The sequence below is a fragment of the Bacillus sp. 01N42_2 genome (assembly GCF_056399565.1).
The window spans coordinates 68521-92758 of the sequence record NZ_JBFTRO010000002.1 but is presented as its reverse complement, the minus strand read 5'-3'; the positions used below and the strand labels follow the sequence as shown (position 1 = coordinate 92758).

The window sequence follows — 24238 nt, the reverse complement described above, 5'->3', positions numbered from 1 at the left end:
AAATTTACCGGAAATTATTCTGATAAGACGATCTTATTGTATTTAATAAAAACATTGATATTTACTTATGTATGATTTTATACTAAGATGAAATTGTGAGAAAATTGTGATGGAATGTGAACATTCATCTAAAGAACGATCTTGATCTTTGAAGGGGGATTTTGGAGAATGACAAATCAGCAAAAAGTCGCAACACAAGACGTTTTCCAAGCAAGAAAAACATTTTCTTCAAACGGGAAAACATACCACTACTATTCATTAAAAGCATTGGAAGACGCAGGGGTCGGCAATGTTTCAAAACTTCCTTATTCTATTAAGGTTCTTTTGGAATCCGTTTTGCGTCAGGTAGACGGACGCGTCATTACGAAAGAACATGTTGAAAATTTAGCAAGATGGGGTACTGCTGAATTAAAAGATATCGATGTGCCGTTTAAACCGTCACGGGTTATCCTTCAGGACTTTACCGGCGTTCCGGCCGTAGTTGACCTGGCATCTTTAAGAAAAGCCATGGCTTCTGTCGGCGGAGACCCTGATAAAATCAATCCTGAAATTCCGGTTGACCTGGTCATTGACCACTCCGTACAAGTCGACAAAGCAGGTACGGAAGACGCGTTAGCCATTAATATGGACTTAGAATTCAAAAGAAATGCAGAACGTTATAAATTTTTAAGCTGGGCAAAGAAAGCGTTTAACAACTATCAGGCCGTTCCGCCTGCAACAGGTATCGTCCACCAGGTAAACCTTGAGTTTTTGGCAAGTGTCGTTCATACGAAAGATGAAGACGGAGAGCTTGTGACATATCCTGATACTTTGGTGGGAACAGATTCTCATACCACGATGATTAACGGAATCGGCGTTCTCGGCTGGGGTGTCGGCGGTATTGAGGCGGAAGCGGGAATGCTCGGCCAGCCTTCATATTTCCCTGTTCCTGAGGTCATCGGCGCGAAACTTGTCGGAAAATTGCCTAACGGAACGACGGCAACTGACTTAGCGCTGAAAGTCACTCAAGTGCTGCGCGAAAAAGGCGTAGTCAATAAATTTGTTGAATTCTTCGGCCCTGGTGTTGCTGAGCTTCCGCTTGCGGATCGGGCGACTATTGCCAATATGGCGCCGGAATACGGAGCGACTTGCGGATTCTTCCCGGTTGACGAGGAAGCACTTTCTTACATGCGTCTGACCGGCCGTGAAGAAGAGCAGATCGATGTCGTGGAAGCATACTGCCGCAACAACGGTTTATTCTATACGCCTGACGCAGAAGAGCCGATTTTTACTGACGTTGTGGAAATTGATCTGTCAAAAATTGAAGCGAACCTATCAGGCCCGAAACGTCCGCAGGATTTAATCCCGCTTTCTGTCATGCAGGAAACGTTTAAAAAACATCTCGTCAGCCCGGCCGGCAACCAAGGATTCGGAATGGATGCTGCTGAAGAGGACAAAGAAATCTCATTTAAACTTAACAGCGGCGAAGATGCGGTCATGAAAACAGGGGCAATTGCAATTGCCGCCATTACAAGCTGCACAAACACATCTAATCCTTTTGTATTAATCGGTGCCGGATTGGTAGCCAAAAAAGCGGTAGAATTGGGATTGAAAGTGCCGAATTATGTGAAAACATCACTTGCACCGGGATCTAAGGTTGTTACTGGATACTTAGTCAACTCAGGCCTTCTTCCTTATATGAAGGAGCTCGGCTTTAATCTTGTCGGTTACGGCTGTACGACATGTATCGGAAACTCCGGACCGCTTTCTCCAGAGATTGAAGAAGCGGTTGCTAAAAATGATCTTCTGATCACTTCTGTCCTGTCAGGCAACAGAAACTTTGAAGGCCGGATCCATCCGCTTGTCAAAGGAAACTACCTTGCTTCACCGCCGCTTGTCGTCGCGTACGCATTGGCAGGCACTGTGAATATTAACTTGAAATCTGACCCGATCGGTGTCGGAAAAGACGGGCAAAACGTTTACTTCGATGACATCTGGCCGTCAATGGATGAAATCAATTCCCTCGTCAAACAGACTGTGACGCCGGAATTATTCCGTAAAGAATATGAAACGGTATTTGACGACAACCAGCGCTGGAATGAAATCGAAACGACGGATGAAGCACTTTACAAGTGGGATAAGGATTCTACTTACATCCAAAACCCGCCGTTCTTTGAAGAAATGTCTGTAGAACCGGGAAAAGTTGAGCCATTAAGAGGGCTTCGCGTTGTCGGCAAATTCGGAGATTCCGTGACGACTGACCATATTTCTCCGGCCGGAGCGATCGGAAAAGACACGCCAGCGGGCAAATACCTGCAGGAAAAAGGCGTTTCTCCTCGGGACTTTAACTCTTATGGCTCACGCCGCGGAAACCATGAAGTCATGATGAGAGGAACATTCGCCAATATCCGCATTAAAAACCAAATTGCGCCTGGCACAGAAGGCGGATACACTACACACTGGCCTACCGGTGACGTGACATCTATTTATGATGCATGCATGCGGTATAAAGAAGATAAAACGGGTCTTGTCGTCCTGGCCGGCAAAGATTACGGAATGGGCTCTTCACGTGACTGGGCTGCAAAAGGAACAAACCTGCTAGGCATCAGAACAGTCATTGCGGAAAGCTTTGAAAGAATTCACAGAAGCAACCTCGTCTTCATGGGTGTGCTGCCGCTCCAGTTCAAACAGGGTGAAAACGCGGATACACTCGGTTTAACCGGTAAGGAAGTTATCGAGGTGGATGTTGATGAAACTGTACGTCCACGCGACTTGCTGACTGTCAGAGCTATCAGTGAAGACGGTACGGTAAAAACATTTGAAGTCGTTGTCCGTTTCGACAGTGAAGTGGAAATTGATTACTATCGTCACGGCGGCATTTTACAAATGGTGCTTCGCGATAAAATGAAACAGTAGCAGAAAGACAAAAGAGAGAAAGCGGACTGCTTTCTCTCTTTTTATACGGGAGGCCTTGAGATGCTTGCAAAATGGCTGGGCGTATTGTTACTTATCGGGTTGTTAGTGTATGCGGGCTGGAACATTTATTCTGCACAAACAAGTCCGAAAGAAGGGACAGAAGAAGGGATGAAGGCTCCTGACTTTACACTCGACACACTGTCAGGAAAAAGCAGCTCCCTTTCTGATTATAAAGGTAAAAAAGTGCTTCTTAATTTCTGGGCGACGTGGTGCAAGCCATGCCGGATGGAAATGCCCGATATGCAGGAGCTGCAGAAAGAAAATCCTGATATTGCGGTAGTAGCCGTTAATTTTACGTCCTCTGAAAAAAATATACAGGCTGTGAAATCATTCGCTGATACTTATCAGCTGACCTTTCCAATTCTGATTGACAAGAGCGGGATTAACGGAGATTTCAACGTGCTTTCTTATCCGACATCATACATATTAGACGAAAAAGGAACCATTCAGCACATCCGAGTAGGCACGATGACAAAAAAAGAAATGAAAGAAAAACTGGATCTCAAGTAGAGGTTCAGTTTTTTTTATGCGAAAGGCTTATCTTTTAAAAAATTGGAAAAAATGAATGAAAACACGGAGGTGAGAAGATTGAAAAAAATGAGAAAACGTTCTTTTCATGAATTGGTTATGGAGAATAAACGTGAGCTGATGACCAATACGGAATATTTGAATCAGCTTGAAGAAAAGCTGGAGCAGCGGTTCAAACAAAAATAACCTTTAATTTGCAGTCATGTTTGCGCCTCCTTTTGCGAAATATACTCTTAAGGAGGGATGAACATGGGCACAAACAAGAAAGACGGCCAGCCGCAGTACGCTCCGAGCCACTTAGGGACAAAACCCGTTAAATATAAACGAAACAAAGGGGAAAAGTTTCATGACAAGTCAAACGGACATCCGATTGTCATGCAGACGAAAGGCGAATAATATCATTAAAGGAGAGCTGACATGATGACAAATCATAACCAAAGACCGAACCCGGACGACCGTTCTGATAACGTTGAAAAGCTTCAGGATATGGTACAGAATACAATCGAAAATATAGAAGAAGCGAAAGAATCAATGGAGTTTGCGACAGAAGAGGAAAAACAGCGCATTCAGGAGAAGAATGCCAGACGCAATGAAAGCATTGAATCATTCCGAAGTGAAATTCAGGATGAATCGGCTGCGAGAGAAAACGGCTATCAATCGTAATAAAAACCAGGGAAACCTGGTTTTTTCTCTTTCCGCCTCGTTGTGATAAAATAGGGCTAATCTGATAATAAGGGAGCAGAGAACGTTGCATGTGTCAAAAAAAGAAATAGAAGTGCGTTATGCGGAAACAGATCAAATGGGCATTGTCTATCATGCCAATTACTTAGTCTGGATGGAGGTCGGGAGAACGGCGCTCATTAAGGACCTCGGATTTCTGTACAAGGACATGGAAGAAAGAGGGGTGCTGTCACCTGTAGTGGATATCAGCATTTCTTATAAAAAGCCGCTCCGCTACGGAGAAACAGCAGAAGTACATACGTGGATTGAAGAATATAACGGATTTAAAATCATTTACGGCTACCGCATCTATAATCCGGATCAAGAACTTGCGATCGAAGCGTCATCCTCTCACATATGCGTCGATAAACAGAGCTTCAAACCGATTCAGTTCCGCAAGGCCTTTCCTGATTGGCATGCCGCTTACGAAAAGGCAAAAAAATAAGGAGCAGCTCAGTTATGGCATTTGGAATTACACGCAGAGAACTGGAAAGATGGAAGCGGGATGTATCGGAAGGAAAAATCGCTTTTTTAACGCATTATTGGCTGGACGACCGCTTTCCGGAGGCTAAGACCGTGACGAAGGCCGGTTCAAGCGATCTCGATAAGCTGATCCGATGGGGATCGGAATACGGGCTGAAGCCTGAGTGGATTCATCATAAAAATGCATTTCCCCACTTTGACCTGCTCGGTGAAACGCAGAAACGCATATTAGAAAAAGAACATCTGACTGATCATATCAGAAGGTTCAAACTGTAAAAAAAAGAACGCATCCGCTGCGTTCTTTTTTCTTACACGTAATCAAATACCGGCTCTTCTGACTGATCTGAATATGTGACGGACAGATCGTGATTATCAAAGTACCATAAGTCGCTTTCTTCAATAAAAAAGGTAATGCCTTCAACTTCCGTGCTGATTCCGACGTTCATCGGCTGGTCTTTTGAAACACCGAGAGAAAAGCCTTTCTGGACGCTGCTGCATCCTCCGTAACGGACAAAGAAACGGACTTGATCGCCTGTTTCCAGTTCAAGCTCTTCTTTGTACCAATCCAGCGCGCCTTTCGTTACTTTCATGTTCATCCGGTACACTCCCTTTTTGTTTCTCATAAAGAAATTATCTCTATTATAAACGCATATGGCATTTTGATGTCAAAATTGAAGTTTCATCAAAACCATTTGATTTTCGGTTCTGTTTTGTTCATAATCCGTTTGATGTTTGCCCTGTGTCTGTAGATAACAAACGCGGTCAAGAGCGTCACTACGATTAATAAATAAGGGTCTTTTACAAACAGACAGTAAATAATCGTATAAATCCCTGTTAACATTGAAGACAGAGAAACAAATTTCGTAAGGAATAAAAATACGAAAAACACTGCAACCATCGTTACGAATAACAGCGGAGCATAAAACAGCAGGACGCCTCCTGAAGTGGCTACGGCTTTTCCGCCCTTGAATTTTGCGAACACGGGGAATACATGACCGATCACTGCCGCCACTCCTGCGAGAAGAGGGTGAATGGGAACGTGCAATAAATACGGCAGCGCCGCGGCCAAGGTGCCTTTTAAAATATCGGCTGCAACGACGACAGATCCCGCTTTAACGCCAAGCGTGCGAAAAGCATTTGTGGCGCCCAAATTACCGCTTCCATGTTCTCTAATATCAATCCCTTTCGCAAGTTTGCCTACGACTAAACCTGACGGGATGCTGCCTATTACATAGGCCAAAATAATCAATAAAGCAATCAACATCTACATTTCTCCTTTTTAATGTCCCTTCACTTTATTTTAACACGAGTTGTTATCGTCTGATGACAAGTTTTTTGAGAATTAAGCTGACAAACCGCTTTTTTTGAATCCGATGAAGCTGTCGTGTACAATAATACAAAAGGAGATGGTAAAGATGCAAAATCCTTCAAAGTCAGAGATTAAAGAAATTCTTGACCGAAGCAAACGTATCGCCGTCGTCGGGCTGTCAGACCGTTCCGACCGGACTTCTTACATGGTTTCCAAAGCGATGCAGGATGAAGGGTACGAGATTATTCCTGTCAATCCGACGATTGATGAAGCGCTTGGCGTTAAAGCCGTCGCTTCATTAAAAGACGTTGAGGGACCGATTGATATTGTCAATGTGTTCAGACGATCTGAGCAGCTTCCCGGCGTCGCTGAAGAGTTTTTACAGACGGATGCTCCCGTTTTTTGGGCGCAGCAGGGCCTGGCAAATGAAGAAGCGTACCGCATGATTACAGAGAAAGGGCGGACGGCTATTATGGATTTATGTATAAAAGTCGCCCGCGCTGTTATAAAATAGGAACAAAAAAGGCAAAAATCCTTGGCAAATCAGGGGTTTTTGTTTTTTTATTGAAAGAATACTCTTTGCGTATGATGTTGAAACAGATACAATAAAGCATGAACAGCTTTTTTAGAAACCCCTGCATTAAAGGGGGCTGCAGTCTGTTTGCGATGGACGGCATAAATCTATATAATAGAAAGCGAACATAAGTTCTCGTCTCCGGAAAAGAGCACCAAAAAGATGAAAAGCCGTTCGAATGTATGTCTTGCGGCCTAAAAAACGAGCCATTCGCTTAAAGATGTTGCGAAATCAAGCATATTGGTTATAATTGTGAGTCCGAGGAGAATTGGACCGAAGCTTGCGCATACTGAAAAACAAAGACATGAAAACATTTAAAAAGAGAATGATTAAGAGCAGGTTTTTTGAAAGGGGTTTGTACGTTTGGCTAGAAAACAGCAATTTGATTACAACGAAGATGCCATACAGGTGCTTGAAGGCCTGGAAGCCGTCAGAAAAAGACCGGGAATGTATATCGGTTCGACGGACGCACGCGGCCTGCACCATCTGGTATATGAGATCGTCGACAATTCCGTCGATGAAGTCCTTGCCGGCTACGGAGATCATATTATCGTAACGATACATAAGGACAACAGCATCTCCGTGCAGGACAGGGGGCGCGGAATGCCGACCGGAATGCATAAGCTCGGAAAGCCGACACCGGAAGTTATTTTCACCGTGCTGCATGCGGGAGGGAAATTCGGCCAGGGCGGCTATAAAACAAGCGGCGGTCTGCATGGTGTCGGCGCATCTGTCGTAAACGCTTTATCAGAGTGGCTGACAGTTACCATTGAGCGTGACGGCTATGTTTATAAACAACGGTTTGAAAACGGCGGCAAGCCTGTGACTTCACTTGAAAAAATCGGTACGACCAAGAAAACGGGAACGCTTACCCATTTTAAACCTGATCCGTCAATGTTCAGCGCAACGGTTTATAATTTTGACACGCTGTCGGAACGCCTGCGCGAATCCGCCTTCTTATTAAAAGGCTTAAAAATAGAATTAATTGATGAGCGGAACAACGTAAAAGAAGTATTTTATTATGAGAACGGAATTGAAGCATTTGTCGCCTATTTAAACGAAGAAAAAGACGCTTTATGCGAAGTGGTTTCTTTTGAAGGCGAGCACCACGACATTGAAGTCGATTTTGCTTTCCAATTTAATGACGGATACTCAGAAAATATGCTGTCATTCGTTAATAACGTCAGAACAAAGGACGGCGGCACCCACGAATCAGGAGCCAAAACGGCAATGACAAGAGCGTTTAATGAATATGCGCGAAAGGTCGCGCTTTTAAAAGAGAAAGACAAAAACCTTGAAGGCGCCGATATCAGAGAAGGGTTGTCCGCGATTATTTCCGTGCGTATCCCGGAGGAACTGCTGCAATTTGAAGGCCAGACAAAAGGGAAACTTGGCACAAGTGAGGCGAGATCCGCCGCAGACGCAGTCATTTCTGAGAATCTTGCTTATTTCTTGGAAGAAAACCGCGATACAGCGACCCTGCTCGTCAAAAAAGCGATTAAAGCAAGCCAGGCCCGCGAAGCTGCCCGTAAAGCGAGAGAAGAAGCGAGAAGCGGTAAAAAACGCAAAAAATCAGAAGCGACGCTGAGCGGAAAACTCACACCGGCAGGCTCCAGAAATCCGGCGAAGAATGAATTGTATCTCGTGGAGGGAGACTCTGCCGGAGGTTCTGCAAAACAGGGAAGAGACCGGAAATTCCAAGCCGTGCTGCCCCTTCGCGGAAAGGTCATCAACACAGAGAAAGCAAAGCTTGCAGACATTTTCAAAAATGAAGAGATCAATACAATTATTCATGCGATCGGCGGGGGAGTCGGCGCAGATTTTGAGATAGACGACATTAACTATGACAAGATCGTCATCATGACCGATGCGGATACCGACGGCGCGCATATTCAAGTCTTGCTGTTAACGTTTTTCTACCGCTATATGAAACCTTTAATTGAGCACGGAAAAGTCTTCATCGCGCTTCCGCCTCTTTACAAAGTCAGCAAAGGAAGCGGTAAGAAAGAGATTATTGAATATGCTTGGTCCGACGAAGAAATGGACGGCGTTTTAAAGAAAGTCGGCAAAGGCTATACCATTCAGCGTTATAAAGGTCTGGGAGAAATGAACGCAGACCAGCTCTGGGAAACGACGATGAATCCCGAGTCGCGAACGCTCGTCAGAGTCAAGATTGACGATGCGGCACGCGTAGAGCGCCGCGTAACGACATTAATGGGAGACAAAGTAGAACCGAGAAGAAAATGGATTGAAAAGAATGTTGCCTTCGGATTAGACGAGGAAAGCAATATTTTAGAAAATGAAAACTTGTCGGTCGCTGAGGAGGTTTAATAGTGGCACAGCCAGAATTATTTCATGATTTACCGTTAGAAGAAGTAATCGGCGACCGTTTCGGACGCTACAGTAAATATATTATCCAGGACAGGGCGCTGCCCGATGCACGTGACGGGTTAAAGCCGGTGCAGCGGAGAATTTTATACGCCATGCACGCAGACGGAAATACATTCGATAAAAATTTCCGGAAAGCGGCAAAAACGGTCGGGAACGTTATCGGTAATTATCATCCGCACGGAGACAGCTCCGTTTATGAAGCGATGGTGCGGATGAGCCAGGATTGGAAAGTGCGGAATGTGCTGATTGAGATGCACGGCAACAACGGAAGCATTGACGGTGATCCGCCTGCTGCCATGCGTTATACGGAAGCGAGATTATCTTCTATCGCATCAGAGCTTTTGCGGGACATCGATAAAAATACGGTTGAATTCGTTCCGAACTTTGATGACACAAGTAAAGAACCGGTTGTTTTGCCCGCTATGTTTCCGAACTTGCTGGTCAATGGATCTACCGGGATTTCCGCGGGCTATGCGACTGACATTCCCCCTCATCATCTGGGTGAGGTCATTGATGCTGTCATTAAGCGGATTGAATCGCCCGATTGCACCGTCGATGACTTGATGCAGGTGATTAAAGGGCCTGACTTTCCGACAGGAGGCATCATCCAAGGTGTTGACGGCATTCGGAAGGCCTATGAAACCGGTAAAGGCAAAATTATTATCCGCGGCAAGGCTGAAGTGGAAGCCGTAAGAGGCGGACGGGAGCAGATCGTCATTACAGAAATCCCGTTTGAAGTAAACAAAGCCAATCTCGTGAAGAAAATGGACGAATACCGCATTGACAAAAAAGTTGAAGGTATTTCTGAAGTCCGGGATGAAACGGACCGCACGGGACTGCGGGTGGTCGTTGAGTTAAAGAAAGAAGCCGATGCAAAAGGCATCTTGAATTTCTTATATAAAAACACTGACCTGCAGACAACGTATAACTTTAATATGGTTGCCATACATAACCGCCGGCCGATGCTGATGAGTCTTACGGCCATTCTGGATGCGTATATTTCCCACCAGAAGGAAGTGGTGACAAACCGCTCCGTCTTTGAATTGCAAAAAGCAAAAGAGCGGCATCATATTGTTGAAGGACTGATGAAGGCACTGTCTGTGCTAGATGAGGTCATTGCCGTCATCCGGGCAAGCAGCGACAAGAAAGATGCGAAACAAAACTTAATTTCTAAATTCGCATTTACGGAGCCTCAGGCGGAAGCGATCGTATCTTTGCAGCTGTATCGTCTGACAAATACGGATATTACGGCATTAAAAGAGGAAGCGGAAGAGCTCAGCAAGAAAATTCAGGAGCTTGAAGCCATTTTAAGTCATGATAAAAAGCTGTTAAAAGTCATTACCAGCAGCCTGAAAAAAGTGAAAAAGACTTATGCCGACAGCAGACGGTCGGTCATTGAAGAGAAGATTGAGGAAATTAAAATCAATCTCGAAGTTATGGTTGCCTCGGAGGACGTCTATGTGACAGTCACGAAAGACGGCTATGTAAAACGAACAAGCCAGCGGTCATTTGCCGCTTCTAACGGCCAGGATTTCGGGATGAAGGACACGGACAGGCTGATTCACCAATTTGAAATGAATACAACAGATGTGCTCTTGCTCTTTACCAACAAGGGAAGTTATATATATTGTCCGGTTCACCAGCTTCCTGATATCAGGTGGAAAGACATGGGGCAGCACGTCACGAACATCACCACGATGGACCGTGACGAAACCATCGTGAAAGCCATACCGGTAAAAGAATTTGATCCATCTTCATATTTATTGTTTATGACGAAAAACGGTATGGTGAAAAGAACTGAAATGACGCATTACAAAGCGCAGCGTTACTCAAAAGCGCTTGTTGCTCTTAACCTTAAAGGGGACGATGAGCTGATTGATGTTCATGTCACAGACGGCGGCTGCCAGCTGTTTATCGCCACCCGCCTCGGGTACGGCTTATGGTTCGGTGAAGATGAAGTAAATGTAGTCGGAGCCCGTGCGGCCGGCGTGAAGGGCATTAATTTAAAAGACGGCGATACCGTCGTATCAGGACAAATCCTGCATGAAACAGATTCGCTTGTCCTCGTCACACAGCGGGGAGCCATCAAACGGATGAATCTCTCTGAATTCGAAAGAACATCCAGGGCTAAGCGCGGCGTCATCATGCTGCGTGAGCTTAAAAAGAACCCGCATCGTGTTGTCGGAGTATTCGCGTGCGCTTTAGCCGACATGATCGCTGCGGAAACCGAAAAAGGCGAGAGAATTGAAGCCTCCGTGAAATCTTTGCGGGCTAATGACCGATACAGCAACGGCTCCTTCTTTACAGATGAAGATGAGACAGGGCCGGTCACAGATGTATGGCGCATCCCCGCATCTGATGTTTAAGAGTAAAAATAAAATAAAGTGAAAAAAAACCTCCGCTCAATTGGTCCTAAAGCGGAGGTTTTGCTATTTATTAGCTCTCGTGGCTGCCGAATAAGTCCGTGATAGCGTGAACGACTTCAATTCCCTGCCACACAAATAAATTTAATGCAGTGAATGAAAATAAGCCTAAAATCACCATTCGTAAGATAAACAACATGTTGAACAACCTCCTCATTTTATGTTACATAGTTAGGCGATGTTGAACATGAAGCTCATCGAAATACGAGGATTGATAAAATTTAGCGATTAAAAAGCTTTTCTTTCGCTGTCTTCTCCGGGAAGCGGGGCGTTTTCTGTCTGATATCACGATCAATGAGACAGAAGCGGCAAAAAGCGCCGTCAAAATAAATGAGCCCGTCAGCGATTTTTTCTCATCGTCAGCATTTTGGCCGGCCTTCATTTCGTGAATTTCCTGCTGATCGGCTACGGCTTTAAAATGATGAGCAGTATCAAACGCATGGGGAATGGAGAGCAAATGAAAGCTTGCAATCGCTAAAAATAAAATAGAAGCTTTTAAAAACAAGATTTTTTTCAAATGTTCTCCCCCCTTCATAAGTCTGAATATTTTTATTATAATACCCTAATTTAAATTGGAAGTAAACACATTTATTAAATTTAAAAAATTATTATGTTGGTTAAGTATATACCATTCCGTCCGTCATTTCATCTCTTTTATTCTTAAAGGCCTATTTGTTATGATATGCACGCAACCCTTCTGATGTGACAACATTTTTCAGGTTACAGGATAAAGAAACGGGGCATACCAGCAATAAGCATGATGAAGAAACCGAAACATTTTCTTAAAAAAACTTCTCAACATCTGTTGTTGTGATATAATAATACCCGTTGTGTTAAAAGATCTAACATATGCAGCGAAAATGACAGTAAAAGATATGTAAAAGGGAGGTTAAACATGGAGGCTTTCATCAGTGAAATCATAAATGTTCCAAATGATTTTATTTGGAAGTATCTTGTTTATATTTTAGTAGGAATCGGATTGTATTTCACATTCCGTTTTCGCTTCATTCAATTCCAATACTTTATTGAAATGTTTAGAATTGTCGGGGAGAAGCCGCAAGGAAATAAAGGAGTGTCTTCAATGCAGGCATTCTTTATCTCGGCCGCTTCACGTGTCGGTACCGGAAACTTGACCGGTGTTGCGCTGGCGATTGCAACAGGCGGTCCCGGCGCAGTATTTTGGATGTGGATCGTAGCAATTGTCGGTATGGCTTCAAGCTTTGTGGAAAGTACCTTAGCGCAGCTGTATAAAGTGCGCTCCGGCGATGAATTCCGCGGCGGTCCGGCATATTACATGGCGAAGGGTCTCGGCGCCCGCTGGCTCGGTATTTTATTTGCCGTATTGATTACCGTTTCTTTCGGACTTATCTTTAATGCCGTGCAGTCAAATACGATTTCTGTCGCGTTTGACGAAGCTTTCCATGTGAATAAAACAATTATCGCCATCATCTTAGCTGTATTAACGGCTTTCATTATATTCGGCGGGCTGAAACGTGTTGTTTCCGTCTCGCAATTAATCGTTCCGGTCATGGCGGGTATGTATATTTTGATCGCGCTGTATGTTGTGATTGTGAATATTACCGCAGTACCTGAATTGCTTGCGACGATTGTGAAAAATGCGTTTGGTTTTGAGCAGATCGTCGGCGGAAGCTTAGGAAGCATCATTATTATCGGTGCGCAACGCGGCCTGTTTTCAAACGAAGCAGGTATGGGGAGCGCGCCGAATGCCGCAGCAGCTGCACACGTATCGCATCCGGCTAAGCAGGGATTAATCCAGACGCTAGGCGTGTTTTTCGATACATTTATCGTTTGTACATCGACTGCCTTTATCATTTTATTGTACAGCTTTACACCTAAAGGCGACGGCATCCAAGTGACACAAGCCGCACTGCAGCACCATCTTGGAGACTGGGCCCCGACGTTTATTGCAATTGCGATGTTCTTATTCGCATTCAGCTCAGTCGTCGGCAACTATTACTATGGTGAAACGAATATCGAATTTATTAAAACAAGCAAAACATGGCTTAATATTTACCGCGTATTCGTCGTAGTGATGGTGGTATACGGATGTTTGGCTGACTTCCAGATTGTCTGGGACATGGCAAACTTGTTCATGGGTCTCTTAGCTCTCATTAACTTAGTGGCAATCTTGCTGCTGAGTAATGTAGCCTATAAAATCTATAAAGATTATGCCGCTCAGCGCAAAAAAGGACTTGATCCCGTATTTAAAGCAGAGAATACTCCGGAACTCAAGCATATTGAAACATGGGCGGAAGAAGAAAGTACAAGCCCTGAACACAAGGCTGCCTACTGAGGAATATGCATATCATTTACGAAACCCTTCACGTTTAATGTGAAGGGTTTTTTATATGTTAAAAACCAGCTTCATATTCCTGAAATCTTATTGCGGAATTTCATACATCCCTATGATAATATAGGAATTGTTTACAAAAGAAGGGAAGCGGAGGGAGCATGAAACAGAAGCCGATATATGTCGAAATCAATATGGCGTCTGATATAGAAACGCTTTGGGAATATACGCAAAATCCGGTTCTTCATAAGGAATGGGACCTGCGCTTTTCTGACATTACATACCTTCATAAGTTACCAGATGAACCGCAGAGATTCCTATATGAAACGCGAATCGGTTTTGGGCTGAAGGTGTCCGGCACGGGTGAATCAATGGGTGACATAAGGCCTCAATCGTCAGAAAGGGTGTCGGCGCTTGCTTTTGCATCTGATCATCCGCTGTCTCTGATAAAAGACGGCCGGGGCTACTGGAGGTATATAGAGCGGGATAACGGAGACATCACATTTTTGACTCAATATCAATATGAAACGGCCTGGGGTCTGCCGGGAAGATGGATAGACCGGTTTTTATTTCGTCCGCTGCTCGGCTGGGCTACCGCATGGAGCTTTGATGCGTTGCGGCTTTGGATAGAACAAAGCCGACATCCGAAGATATCAGTCCGGTTCGGGTTTGTCTATGTCCTGATGTGTCTCGTATTCAGTCTGTATTGGTTTTTTCAAGGCTTTCATGATGGCTGTGCCGATGCAGAGATCGTGAAGGGAGCGCTGAAGACAGGATTAGGGATATTATGGCTGCTGCCTATGCGGAGAAAGCGGCTGATCCACGCCGGACAGTCAGCCTTCTTTTGTATAACGGCAATGCTGTATTCCGGCGGCGGATTCGCCATTTCATTAGGATTACTTACAATAGCGGGTATGATTCTTACATTCCTGCTGCCGAGCGCCGCACATACAAAACGAAAGAGAGAGAAGTGAAATGACGGATTCAATGTATGAAAAAGCGATTATTCATTATCAATTCCTGCATCCGATGCTGCAGAAACGGTACAAGCTTGCCGGATCACGCACGTTTTGCGGAGAAGGGGTTATGTCAGAAATTAAGGGAGGTTCGTTGTTTGTCAGAATGCTTTTAAAGACAGGCGTTTTTTTCAGATGTTTTTTCTCAGAGAGGGGAACAGATATCCCTTTTACCATTGAGAACAAAAACAGGCAAAATGGTGTGGAGTGGAACCGCACCTTTTTCTTTAAAGGCAAAACACGGTTTTTTGATGCGGTCATGGAATATGACGAGCGGGAAAACAGAATTCTTGATTATTTCGGCAAACCTCACATCCTGCTGTCTGAACTGCATTTAGAAGCGTCTTCAGACGGAGGGCTTGTTATTACATCCGGAAAGCAGTGGCTCCTGATAGGCGGAAAGAAAATCCCGCTTCCGGCTTGGCTGTGCGGCAGTTCAACCGTTTATGAGGCTTATGATGAGGAAATGAATTGCTTCTGCATTAAGGTTCATGTGAAAAACCGGATACTCGGCACAATTTTCTCTTACCGGGGGACTTTCCGGGAAACAGAGGGAGAAACATGCTGAAGCGTCATCTCATGGTAGGCGCGGTTTGCTTTTTGGGATATGCGGCGGCTGAAGCACCGCATATATCAGCTGCTGAGACGTTTGTTTTATTATCCATACTATTTTTCGTTCCTGCTGTATTCCGCTTTGCGTTTCGGCCGTCAAAGACCTTAGAGAATGTGCTATTACGGTGTTATCCCATTGCCGCTTTATGTGCAGTGCTTGCGCTGATTACAGACTTCAGCTTTTTTGCCTTTGTCTGGCTCATTTATACGCTTGGACTTGCACTGTATGCTGTATGGCGGCTGATGAAAACAAATATCCACAGAGCGGAAGAGATGTCTGTTATGATGGGTTTCGTTTATTTGGCCGGCGGCGGATTTTGGTTTTTTGCATATATCTTTAAGATTCCTATCATGGATTTTGGTCCGCTTATCGTGCTGCTGACGGCGGTGCACTTTCACTATTCGGCTTTTCTCATTCCGATCTTTAACGGATTGCTCGGCAGGATCCTGCGGGAGAACCGCGTTCTTTACAGGCTGAGCACGGTCATCATCCTGATTTCGCCGATCCTTATCGCCCTGGGAATTACATTTTCAAAGATACTTGATGTGATTGCTGTCGCTCTGTATCTGACGGGTCTGTATGTTAATGCGTATCTCGTCTTTAAGGCGCCGTTTGCTGTGAAAACAGCCAGGTTCTTGATCAGGAGTTCTTCGGCTGTGTTAATGATTACAATTGCTTTTTCTTTGATATATTCGTTCGGTGTCTACCGCGAGGCGGCAACGCTCACGATCAGTCAGATGATTTGGATTCACGGGGCCGTCAATGCATTCGGTGTTATTATGCCGGCTTTGGCGGGGTGGAGGTTGGAAAATCCGAGACCGTTTGATGAGGGCAGTGAAAGAACGTTCAGCCGAATTTACGGGAAGGGAACGATAGGCAAAAATTTTTTGACTGACATTCATGCAGCAAATGAAATCCATTATACCGGCCTTCAGGATCAGATGAGAGAACTGCATTCTGAAGACTTTTCAACTGAAAAACTGGCTCCGGCCGTTATTTCCTTTTATGAAGAGACAATCGATTATGACATCAAGGCAAAAGTGACGTGGAGCGGATGGTTTCGTCCGTTCGCGCGCTTGTACGAGCCGTTCAGCAGAAGAGCGGGGCAGATCCACCTGTCAATGAATCCGGATTGGTATACCATGCACACTAGCATGAAAGGAGTCGATTCTGACAGAGACGGCAGAAAAAATGTCCGGGCGTGGATCAGGACAAATGACAAGCAGGAAACCGTTTTTACTGCGCTGTATTCAGCGTACAGGTCAAAAGGGGAGGGATACATGAATATTTCTCTCCCGCTGCCGTATGGCCAAATGACGGGCATTTTAAAACCTTATGCGCATAAGCAGAATCTTGTTTTGACGAGCAGACGCCGAAAAAGCGGAGCGGGTGATGAAGGGATTTATCTGCAAACGAAATGGGGGGCATGCCATCTTCCTCTGGCAGAGACATTTCTTATTGCGGCCCAGAGCGAAACAAGCTTGAAGGCCGTTCATCATATGTGGCTGTTCGGCCTGAAGTTTTTAACTGTGCAGTATCGGATCACTCACACTTCCGCAGGTAAGCAAAGCAAATAACAAGCTGTAAAGCCGTCTGTTCAAGACGGCTTATTTATCATGTAAATATAGAAACATCCTGAAATTATGAAATAGAAGCGCTGTCGTAATTGTGTTGTACTCAAGATTCGTCATTTGCCGACTTATTTGAAATCGCTGTGCGCAGCCAGTGCAAAAAATCTTCGAAAATGAGCAAGGAAAGAGCAGAAAAGTATTACCAGACATGAATTTTTCATTTGTGTGTTGATTGGATAAATAAAATGAAGAAAAAAAGCCATTCTTTTATCATGGTGCTGTAACCGGGATTAAATTTGTGCGTGACAGATGAATAATAATAAGCGCAAACGGAATATGCGGGTTATTTTGCTATACATTTCTTTTTCGTCTCATTGACTAAAGTATACTTAGTTTATGAGACAGGAAATTAATTCATCTCTTCGTTTAACTTCCTAGAATATATATTATGTAAACTAGAAATTGTGAAGAGAATATAAAAATGGATTCTAACAGCACTCCCTTTTTGCAGTGTACTATTAAAAAACCTCTACGTCCTTAATAAATTAAATTGGTCATAAAGGTTTTTCGGTTTGAGTATTTTAATCGGTTATGTCACTTGTTGCCGGCCTTCTTGATCAAGTCCACGCCATCGTATGCCAGACTTTCCACACTTGCAGCCTTCTGCAGTATGTAATGATCAAAAAAGTTCTTCGTATAGTTTGTAACAAGATTCCGCATCTCCATAGCATCCCGTTCGCCTCTGAGTTCCGCATTCACATTAGTAAACACGATGTCGCAGTAATCTAAATGCGCAGCACGATCAACAGAGAAATAATAGGTTTCCATGCTATTGTTAGCGCCAATGATCGCATTCATGTTATAGTTCGGTTCACAAAACAGCAGCAAAAAGGGTTTCTTTAGGTCGCTGCCCTGAAGGCCGAACGCACCGCTATCCAGGCCAATCCCGCAGGCGAATCGGTCGTCATCCCGGCAAACAATCGCTGTCGTAGGCCCTCCGTAAGAATGTCCGACTATGCCCATGCCGATGTCAAGCAACAATCTATCTTTAAAGATAGAATTCAGCTCTCCAGAGTCCAGTTTGTAAAGATAATCGGCTGCATACCTTACATCTTCCGCCTGTAATTCACTATACACTGTTAACTTGTCAAGTATCGGCAGTGTAAGCACGTTACGGCACATCTCAATGGCAGTTTCATCGTTAGGCCGCATCTCCATCTTATCAGCCAACGCCAGCATCTCCGGATCTTCAGAAAACGCCAAAATGGCATCCGAAAAATCCTTTGATACATTAAACATGCGCCCATCTTTACGCTTATACATTGTGCTATTCTGATGGCCGATGCTTACCACAACATACCCCATGCTTGCCAAGTCTGTACAGATCACTGTACCCCATTCCGGAGAACCGCCTCCGCCGCAAACATAGAATAACACCGGATAGCGTTTTTCCTTCCCGGAGAGAGCAAGGTCGTCGTAACATTGGGTCTTGATATCTATAGAGTAAGCATCCTTCAACGCAGTGAGAAGCGGCTGCTCATTAAGCATTTCGGAGACTTCAGGAAACATGTACGTTGATGTAGTCTTCCCTTCGCTGCTGTCGGACGGATAGTACACAAACGCTGTCAGTTCTCTTTTTGAGTGATCTGATGCCGTGTAATCAAAATCCATCTGGGTTCGGCCGACAGTATAGCCGCCAATTGGTTTTGGAAATGTGTCATAAGTTTTCATTCTCTTTGTGCCCCCTTAATGAATAAAAGTGGCGAATGTGAAATACATACTTTGAATACTACATCCTATGTTCAGTGAGTCATATTTACTCCCTTGCTTTCTTGAGATTGCTAAAAATTTCAGAATATTTGTGATATTAAAGCAGCTCGTGATCCATAAAGTCAGCAAAGTACTTGCTAATCTTATAGTATAGCCTAGAGTCCTTAATATCGAATTCTCTAAAAACCATGGCTAAATTAAACTGCATTGACTCAAATATAAAAGAAATCAGATCATCGCCAATATCAGGCCGTAGATTTCCATCAGCCCTCATTCGGCGTAAAATGTCCTTGATTAAGGGGAATGACTCGCCCTTTAGCACATTTTGTACAGGCCTATAGACTGTTTCAGAAGTTTCATCCGCCACGTAAACTTCTTTGTATTGCTGTTTTTAAGATCATAAAAGCGGACATCGTGTTGCTGATGTCCGCCTAAAGCTTAACTAATTGGGTTCTGTTCCCCAAATCAGTTTTCCTTGATGATATAATGTGATTTTTTTCGTTGTTTTAAACGTATTTGATTGGAAAAAGGAATAATCGCCGCTTTGTGCATAATTGCTCCAGTCATCGTTGTGAAGACGAAGCTGAATATTCCCTGTGCTTGCTCCCGGTGACAGCGTTCCTTTTTTAAACCCCAGTTCCAGATAGGTATCTGCACCTTGCTTAGGTTTATGCAGCATTACAAACTTGTGGGTCAGATTGCCGCATCCAATCTGCGCGTAGTCACAGTCAAAGTTTTGGCCTTTGTTTTTCGCGTTATACCAGTAACGGGCAGTGACATCTTTTAAATCAACCGTCGTATTGCCGTTATTTTTTATGTGAAGCTGCGGGCGGATTTGGTTGCTGTTCACACCCTCATCCCCTGCTTTGTATTGTACAGAAATGCCGTTTTCCTGTGCGGGGTTATCTTGTGCCGGCGTTTCAGGGCGTTCTTTCGTTGAATCTTTGTTGCCGCGAATGTTTTCTCTTACGAATGTTCCTGAAGCAGTTAAATCTGTAAGCGGCCAGCCGCCTGTTTTAGATGCTCCCGGCTTTAACGCCGAGGATGATTCCTGCTTATCAGAAAGATTCCAGTTCACCCAGCTGATTTTCTTGCTGTCGAGATAATTCAGCCATTCCCGCGACTGGTCAAGGAATACACCGCCATTTCCAGACGCGTCGCTTGTTCCCCATTCCGTCACGAAAATAGGCGCTCCTTTACTGAGTGCATAGTTTGCTTTATCCCGTAAAGATTGGCCGTGTGTGCCGGCATAAAAATGAAGCGCGTACATGACGTTTGCATCTTTTAGCTGATCATCGGCTGCATCATTCACATCCTGGCTCCATGTACCGGTACCTACAATGATGGGATTGTCGGGGTCATTTTTGCGGATCACGGAAATCACTTCTTCCGCATACGGTTTAATATCCCGCTTCCAGTTCACATCACCGTTTGGTTCATTTGCAATTTCATAAATGACGTTTGGCGTATTTTTGTAAATACTTGACATTTCCTTGAAAAATTCTTTCGCCTTCTCTTTATGTTGGTTTGGATTGCCGTCATTTAAGATATGCCAGTCAATGATGACATATATCCCAAGCTCTTTTGCTGCTTCAACCGCTTCTTTCACTTTATTTTTCACGGACGGGTTGTCAATATAACCGCCATCTGCCGTATACATCGCCGTGCGGAAAACGGTGATGCCCCAATCGTCTCTCAGCCATTTTAAGCTGTCTTTATTGACGAAATCGCCATACCATTGCAATCCGTGTGAACTGATCCCTTTCAGCTGTACCGCTTTGCCGTCTCGGTTTACGAGCTGTGTCCCTTTTATGCTAAGCTGTCCATTCTTGGCTACTGGCGTTTTAGTCCCTGCTGCAGATGCCGGCGAAGCCAGCATGCCGCCCATTGTCAATACCACAATCAATAAACACGTAATAAAAATAGAGATTGACCGTTTCATATCTGTCTTTTCCTCCTTCACATCATTTTGGCTCTACTTCTTATGAGCACGAACTCATTGTAAAAATCTTTCTCATGATTGTCTATCAACCTAATTTCTTGTTTTTGGGAGGTTTAAAAGCCTGTCAATTTGCTCTATCTCTATTGAATAAGATACACCTGACACATATAGAACAAAGAAAACTGGACTGAATCGGGACTTTACACGTCATTTTTCAATCGAATCGAAAAATTAAATTTATTTCCAACGTAGATACGCTAAATGTGATGAGTCTCAATATGGCATTGAATCTTATGATTGCTGTAAGAGGACAATCCCTTATTCTGTACTGGTTAATTTAAGGTTGATGTAAGGTTCGGATTAATACGGGTTAAGGTTGGAGTTGTACAATGAGATTGTACTTCAGTGAGGGATGCAGTCAGACCCACAGAAAATAAGCCAATTTTCTTTTTAGAGTCAGAAAATTGGCTTATTGCTATGATCTATTTGAACAAACAGATACCTTTAACGCTTTACAACAAATGTTGTCACGCTTTGAGCCGGCAGATGGGCCCAAAAGTGATTGTCCGTTACTTTGAGATCCGTTCCAGGCTGAAGATTGCTGCTGCTGCTCGTGATCCATCTGGATACTTGAGAAGCGGATCCGTTCTGCAACACAAAGTTTTGGTTGACCCCTGTATTGGTTTTGTTAATGGCGACAATCACGACTTTGTTGTCACCTTTATAGGCTGACACGTAAACATTCGGATTAGGGTTTTTCGTTGCATCAATCCTTACATATCCAGGGCGCACAAATTTAGAGAAATGGGCCATATTGTAGCCTCGTTTGCTGATCGTGCCATCTTCTTTCATAGGACCATATGATCTTCGGATGTACCACCAAACATAAGCTTGAAAATCCCCTTCTACCATCGAACTGTGAATATGTTGCGAAACATCCAAGGCCTCGGGCCATCGATCCGCCGAGTTGTTATCACTGTTCGGATAGTATACTTCCGTCATCCAAAGGTCTTTCCCCGCTCCTTTTTGTTTAAAAAGAGGATAAGGGAATTGACTGACCTGAGTTCCGTACAGGTGGGTTCCGAGAATATCCATATTGGCAAGGGCCTGAGGATCGTTCAAAATCGGGTCCGACAAATTCTTTAAGTATTGAAATGATTCAGGCGCAATGACGCGGGCATTGATTGAGCCGGCGTTTTCTCTCATAAAGCGAAGTATTTCTTGCGGCGTCCACCATGTCCACTCATGAGCGTAATCAGGCTCGTTTTGGATGGAAATTGCATACAGATTCACACCATTACTCTTCATGAAGTTAACGAAATCGTTAAGATGCTGCGCGTATGCGGCGTACTTATCGTATCTCAGCCGCTTAGCTGATGTGTCACCATTATGATTGAAAGTCTCGACCATATCGTTTGGCGGATTCCAGGGAGAAGCGAAAACGATTGCTCCATGTTTGATCGCACTCTTTGCAGTCTCTACTTCTTTGTACCAGTTATTTCTATTTTCATCTACATGAATTCTTAAGATCGAAAAGCCTAACTGGTTCTGCCCATTGCCAAAAGCAGTTTCTCTTTGAGCAGCTGTTAAATCTCCAACCCAAGCCGGGTGGTTCATCCCTCCAAAACCGCGAATCACTTGTCTTTCTGCAGAAATGTTAACTGTTACATCATTTGCCGCCAAGACCTCAGCAGCGCCTGGGCCCATTAACATTACTGACAGCGTAGTGAAACATACCAATAATAGACAAATTGTTTTTTTTACGCTCGACATCATTTTTTCTCTCCTTTATCTGTCTTTTACCGTATTAGAAAAATGTGTTCTGTCCTGCTTTTATATCACAAAACTGATGTTATCTTTGCGTAAATTGCCAATAATCAAAATTAAACAAGTTTCCTGAACCTGTTCCGGTAAATACAAAGAATACGTTGTGCACACCGGCTGCGCCGCTTACCGCAGTTTCTATTTCTCTCCAATTTTGTGTTCCGCCTGTGGAAGGGACATTCAGTGTTCCCGCAAGTTTACCGGTTGGACTATCGAGACGCACTTCTATTTTCCCGCCAAGAGCGGATGCTACATTTGCTTTAAACGTCCTGGCACCGCCTGACCCGAAGTCTGCATTTCCTACAGCAACCCAGTCTCCGTTCTGAATGCTTGTTATATGTTGATTATTTACCGGCCCGCCGGGTGCAGAGGAATTCTCGGTCAAAATCCGTCCATTCCAAGCAAACGTTTCAGCTTCTACCCGGTGATATGGATTCAAGTTAGAAAGCTGTTTTACGCCTGTATAATTTGCCGCTACCTCTTGAATCGATCCGTCTGAATTATGCACAAGCTTATTGATATGGGGAGAACGGTATCCTTTGCCGGCCCCGAACAGAGCGGAGCTGACAGTTTGAGTATGATACACCGTGTACCACTCGTTTTTAAAATTGAAAACGGCATGATGGTTGTTTCCGCCGCCTCCGAAAAATGCACCCGGATTTTTCAGGAAGTGCCCTCTATATGTAAAGGGACCCATGGGACTTGAGCTGGTCATGTAGCCGATCTCACCTGGGGGTTTATCGGCCGGGTGCGCGCCGCTGAAATTGATGCAATAGGAATAGTAATATGTCCCGTTATATTTGTGCATTCCCGAATCTTCAAACATGAAAGGCGCATCGATCGTAGATGCACTTCCGGCAACACTGGTCATATCAGGCCCTAATTTCATGACTCTTGCTGTTTTAGGGTTTGCCCATTGCTCCTGTGTCGGATTTGAACCTCCGGGGATGCCTCCGCCAGCATACAGGTAACCGGTACCGTCGTCATCTACGAATACTGCCGGATCAAAAAGCCATACAACGCCGGACATTCCTGGTGTACTTGGCGTCACCAGCGGTTTTCCGATCGGATCTGTCCACGGACCGGTCGGGCTGTCTGCAGTGAGAACCCCGATACCGCCGCCGCTGTTTGCGAAATAAAGGAAGAATTTGTCCTTGCCATTTATCTTTTTAGCGGCGACTGACGGGGCCCAGGACGCACCTGCCCACTTTGCGATCCCCCGGCCGCCATTAGCGCCATAGGCACCTGCTACCGGAATGGCTCCGTGGTCTGTCCAGTTCACCATATCCGCTGAAGATATGACGAATACTCTATTCAAATTGGCAAATGAATTATCCTTAATCGTTCCGTTGCTGTTATATTCATAATCATCACTTGACATATAGATGTAGACTCTTCCGTTATAAGTCAGTGCAAACGGATCTGCGCCCAGATGATGGTCGATCAGCGGGTTTGAATTCCCTGCATGTTTTGCAATTGGCGTACTGGCAGCATACGCAGACTTCCCAGATAAGCAGCTCAATAATAAAACAAGAACCCATAAACATAAGCTACATTTTTTCCTCATTACTTAATATCCCCCTTTTCCTAAAATAAGGGTCCTTTTGGGAAATTGCAGTGTTGGCAGCATACGACGACTTCCCAGATAAGCAACTCAATCATAAAGCAAGAACCCCTAAACATAAGCTACACTTTTTTGTCATGACTGAATATCCTTCTTTTTCCTTAAAATGAGGATTTTCTTTTAACATTTGATGACAAAAGGTCATGGAGAACGCATTCGAGGAAACCGTTTCAAATGCATGAGT

22 protein-coding genes are annotated in these 24238 nt (G+C 44.3%); 14 read left to right on the top strand and 8 right to left on the bottom strand.

What is annotated here, in order from left to right; all coding sequences use genetic code 11:
* Positions 1 to 168: 168 nt before the first annotated feature.
* The 7 genes from acnA (at position 169) to AC1DN5_RS04345 (ending at position 4962) form a co-directional block, all read left to right on the top strand.
* Entirely contained in the window at positions 169 to 2895 is a 2727-nt protein-coding gene (acnA, locus tag AC1DN5_RS04375) for an aconitate hydratase AcnA (protein WP_366969336.1), read from the top strand.
* Between the two features lie 60 nt (positions 2896 to 2955).
* Complete coding sequence (locus tag AC1DN5_RS04370; RefSeq protein WP_045925797.1) at positions 2956 to 3465, top strand: TlpA family protein disulfide reductase; 510 nt, start codon at positions 2956 to 2958, stop codon at positions 3463 to 3465.
* 78 nt (positions 3466 to 3543) lie between these two features.
* Complete coding sequence (locus tag AC1DN5_RS04365; RefSeq protein ID WP_012117651.1) at positions 3544 to 3669, top strand: FbpB family small basic protein; 126 nt, start codon at positions 3544 to 3546, stop codon at positions 3667 to 3669.
* A 63-nt stretch (positions 3670 to 3732) separates the two neighbouring features.
* Entirely contained in the window at positions 3733 to 3879 is a 147-nt protein-coding gene (locus AC1DN5_RS04360) for an acid-soluble spore protein N (protein WP_013352427.1), read from the top strand.
* Between the two features lie 24 nt (positions 3880 to 3903).
* Entirely contained in the window at positions 3904 to 4146 is a 243-nt protein-coding gene (gene tlp / locus AC1DN5_RS04355) for a small acid-soluble spore protein Tlp (RefSeq protein WP_032864748.1), read from the top strand.
* 85 nt (positions 4147 to 4231) lie between these two features.
* Positions 4232 to 4648, top strand: a complete 417-nt coding sequence (locus tag AC1DN5_RS04350) for a YbgC/FadM family acyl-CoA thioesterase (RefSeq protein ID WP_016935968.1) — start codon at positions 4232 to 4234, stop codon at positions 4646 to 4648.
* Positions 4649 to 4662: 14 nt separating this feature from the next.
* Entirely contained in the window at positions 4663 to 4962 is a 300-nt protein-coding gene (locus AC1DN5_RS04345; protein WP_016935967.1) for a hypothetical protein, read from the top strand.
* A gap of 32 nt (positions 4963 to 4994) precedes the next feature.
* On the opposite strand, the gene AC1DN5_RS04340 is transcribed toward AC1DN5_RS04345, so the two are convergent.
* Both AC1DN5_RS04340 and plsY read right to left on the bottom strand, forming a co-directional pair.
* Positions 4995 to 5282 carry a HesB/YadR/YfhF family protein gene (locus tag AC1DN5_RS04340; RefSeq protein ID WP_016935966.1) on the bottom strand — a complete coding sequence of 96 codons (288 nt, stop codon included), beginning with the start codon at positions 5280 to 5282 and terminating at the stop codon, positions 4995 to 4997.
* An 86-nt stretch (positions 5283 to 5368) separates the two neighbouring features.
* A complete protein-coding gene (gene plsY / locus AC1DN5_RS04335) occupies positions 5369 to 5950 on the bottom strand; it encodes a glycerol-3-phosphate 1-O-acyltransferase PlsY (protein WP_016935965.1) in 582 nt (193 codons plus the stop codon).
* Positions 5951 to 6101: 151 nt separating this feature from the next.
* Here plsY and AC1DN5_RS04330 point away from each other — a divergent pair, with 151 nt between their 5' ends.
* The 3 genes from AC1DN5_RS04330 (at position 6102) to parC (ending at position 11326) form a co-directional block, all read left to right on the top strand.
* Positions 6102 to 6509 (top strand): CoA-binding protein, encoded by a 408-nt coding sequence (locus tag AC1DN5_RS04330; RefSeq protein WP_366969334.1) that lies wholly within the window; start codon positions 6102 to 6104, stop codon positions 6507 to 6509.
* Positions 6510 to 6932: 423 nt separating this feature from the next.
* Positions 6933 to 8900: a DNA topoisomerase IV subunit B gene (gene parE, locus AC1DN5_RS04325; protein WP_016935963.1), complete on the top strand. Its 1968-nt coding sequence runs from the start codon at positions 6933 to 6935 to the stop codon at positions 8898 to 8900.
* 2 nt (positions 8901 to 8902) lie between these two features.
* Positions 8903 to 11326, top strand: a complete 2424-nt coding sequence (gene parC, locus AC1DN5_RS04320; RefSeq protein ID WP_047474768.1) for a DNA topoisomerase IV subunit A — start codon at positions 8903 to 8905, stop codon at positions 11324 to 11326.
* Positions 11327 to 11396: 70 nt separating this feature from the next.
* On the opposite strand, the gene AC1DN5_RS04315 is transcribed toward parC, so the two are convergent.
* Both AC1DN5_RS04315 and AC1DN5_RS04310 read right to left on the bottom strand, forming a co-directional pair.
* Entirely contained in the window at positions 11397 to 11522 is a 126-nt protein-coding gene (locus AC1DN5_RS04315; RefSeq protein WP_013352436.1) for a hypothetical protein, read from the bottom strand.
* A 24-nt stretch (positions 11523 to 11546) separates the two neighbouring features.
* A complete protein-coding gene (locus AC1DN5_RS04310) occupies positions 11547 to 11900 on the bottom strand; it encodes a hypothetical protein (RefSeq protein WP_366969332.1) in 354 nt (117 codons plus the stop codon).
* Positions 11901 to 12278: 378 nt separating this feature from the next.
* Between AC1DN5_RS04310 and AC1DN5_RS04305 the strand changes: the two genes are divergently transcribed.
* The 4 genes from AC1DN5_RS04305 (at position 12279) to AC1DN5_RS04290 (ending at position 16900) form a co-directional block, all read left to right on the top strand.
* Positions 12279 to 13697, top strand: a complete 1419-nt coding sequence (locus tag AC1DN5_RS04305) for an alanine/glycine:cation symporter family protein (RefSeq protein ID WP_342007809.1) — start codon at positions 12279 to 12281, stop codon at positions 13695 to 13697.
* A gap of 158 nt (positions 13698 to 13855) precedes the next feature.
* Positions 13856 to 14668, top strand: coding sequence for a hypothetical protein (locus AC1DN5_RS04300; RefSeq protein WP_366969331.1), 813 nt, complete (start codon positions 13856 to 13858; stop codon positions 14666 to 14668).
* Between the two features lies 1 nt (position 14669).
* Positions 14670 to 15278: a DUF4166 domain-containing protein gene (locus AC1DN5_RS04295; RefSeq protein ID WP_366969330.1), complete on the top strand. Its 609-nt coding sequence runs from the start codon at positions 14670 to 14672 to the stop codon at positions 15276 to 15278.
* Positions 15272 to 16900 (top strand): YndJ family protein, encoded by a 1629-nt coding sequence (locus AC1DN5_RS04290; RefSeq protein WP_366969328.1) that lies wholly within the window; start codon positions 15272 to 15274, stop codon positions 16898 to 16900. Before AC1DN5_RS04295 ends, AC1DN5_RS04290 begins: the two co-directional genes overlap by 7 nt.
* A gap of 588 nt (positions 16901 to 17488) precedes the next feature.
* On the opposite strand, the gene AC1DN5_RS04285 is transcribed toward AC1DN5_RS04290, so the two are convergent.
* The 4 genes from AC1DN5_RS04285 to AC1DN5_RS04270 form a co-directional block, all read right to left on the bottom strand.
* The gene (locus AC1DN5_RS04285; RefSeq protein WP_016935956.1) at positions 17489 to 18625 is read right to left on the bottom strand and encodes an alpha/beta hydrolase; all 1137 of its coding nucleotides are present in this window, start codon (positions 18623 to 18625) and stop codon (positions 17489 to 17491) included.
* Positions 18626 to 19106: 481 nt separating this feature from the next.
* Complete coding sequence (locus AC1DN5_RS04280) at positions 19107 to 20606, bottom strand: cellulase family glycosylhydrolase (protein ID WP_188154097.1); 1500 nt, start codon at positions 20604 to 20606, stop codon at positions 19107 to 19109.
* Positions 20607 to 21110: 504 nt separating this feature from the next.
* A complete protein-coding gene (gene xynC / locus AC1DN5_RS04275; protein WP_366969327.1) occupies positions 21111 to 22382 on the bottom strand; it encodes a glucuronoarabinoxylan endo-1,4-beta-xylanase XynC in 1272 nt (423 codons plus the stop codon).
* A gap of 76 nt (positions 22383 to 22458) precedes the next feature.
* Positions 22459 to 23997, bottom strand: a complete 1539-nt coding sequence (locus tag AC1DN5_RS04270; protein ID WP_366969326.1) for a glycoside hydrolase family 43 protein — start codon at positions 23995 to 23997, stop codon at positions 22459 to 22461.
* Positions 23998 to 24238 lie beyond the last annotated feature (241 nt).

What these genes read in the sequence shown, in the direction of transcription:
- plsY (WP_016935965.1), bottom strand. Translation starts at nt 5,950, where the DNA reads ATGTTGATTGCTTTATTGATTATTTTGGCCTATGTAATAGGCAGCATC.
- AC1DN5_RS04315 (WP_013352436.1), bottom strand. Translation starts at nt 11,522, where the DNA reads ATGTTGTTTATCTTACGAATGGTGATTTTAGGCTTATTTTCATTCACT.
- AC1DN5_RS04330 (WP_366969334.1), top strand. Translation starts at nt 6,102, where the DNA reads ATGCAAAATCCTTCAAAGTCAGAGATTAAAGAAATTCTTGACCGAAGC.
- AC1DN5_RS04280 (WP_188154097.1), bottom strand. Translation starts at nt 20,606, where the DNA reads ATGAAACGGTCAATCTCTATTTTTATTACGTGTTTATTGATTGTGGTA.
- AC1DN5_RS04305 (WP_342007809.1), top strand. Translation starts at nt 12,279, where the DNA reads ATGGAGGCTTTCATCAGTGAAATCATAAATGTTCCAAATGATTTTATT.
- AC1DN5_RS04345 (WP_016935967.1), top strand. Translation starts at nt 4,663, where the DNA reads ATGGCATTTGGAATTACACGCAGAGAACTGGAAAGATGGAAGCGGGAT.
- AC1DN5_RS04370 (WP_045925797.1), top strand. Translation starts at nt 2,956, where the DNA reads ATGCTTGCAAAATGGCTGGGCGTATTGTTACTTATCGGGTTGTTAGTG.
- tlp (WP_032864748.1), top strand. Translation starts at nt 3,904, where the DNA reads ATGACAAATCATAACCAAAGACCGAACCCGGACGACCGTTCTGATAAC.
- AC1DN5_RS04285 (WP_016935956.1), bottom strand. Translation starts at nt 18,625, where the DNA reads ATGAAAACTTATGACACATTTCCAAAACCAATTGGCGGCTATACTGTC.
- AC1DN5_RS04360 (WP_013352427.1), top strand. Translation starts at nt 3,733, where the DNA reads ATGGGCACAAACAAGAAAGACGGCCAGCCGCAGTACGCTCCGAGCCAC.
- AC1DN5_RS04270 (WP_366969326.1), bottom strand. Translation starts at nt 23,997, where the DNA reads ATGAGGAAAAAATGTAGCTTATGTTTATGGGTTCTTGTTTTATTATTG.
- acnA (WP_366969336.1), top strand. Translation starts at nt 169, where the DNA reads ATGACAAATCAGCAAAAAGTCGCAACACAAGACGTTTTCCAAGCAAGA.
- AC1DN5_RS04300 (WP_366969331.1), top strand. Translation starts at nt 13,856, where the DNA reads ATGAAACAGAAGCCGATATATGTCGAAATCAATATGGCGTCTGATATA.
- AC1DN5_RS04295 (WP_366969330.1), top strand. Translation starts at nt 14,670, where the DNA reads ATGACGGATTCAATGTATGAAAAAGCGATTATTCATTATCAATTCCTG.
- AC1DN5_RS04340 (WP_016935966.1), bottom strand. Translation starts at nt 5,282, where the DNA reads ATGAACATGAAAGTAACGAAAGGCGCGCTGGATTGGTACAAAGAAGAG.
- AC1DN5_RS04290 (WP_366969328.1), top strand. Translation starts at nt 15,272, where the DNA reads ATGCTGAAGCGTCATCTCATGGTAGGCGCGGTTTGCTTTTTGGGATAT.
- xynC (WP_366969327.1), bottom strand. Translation starts at nt 22,382, where the DNA reads ATGATGTCGAGCGTAAAAAAAACAATTTGTCTATTATTGGTATGTTTC.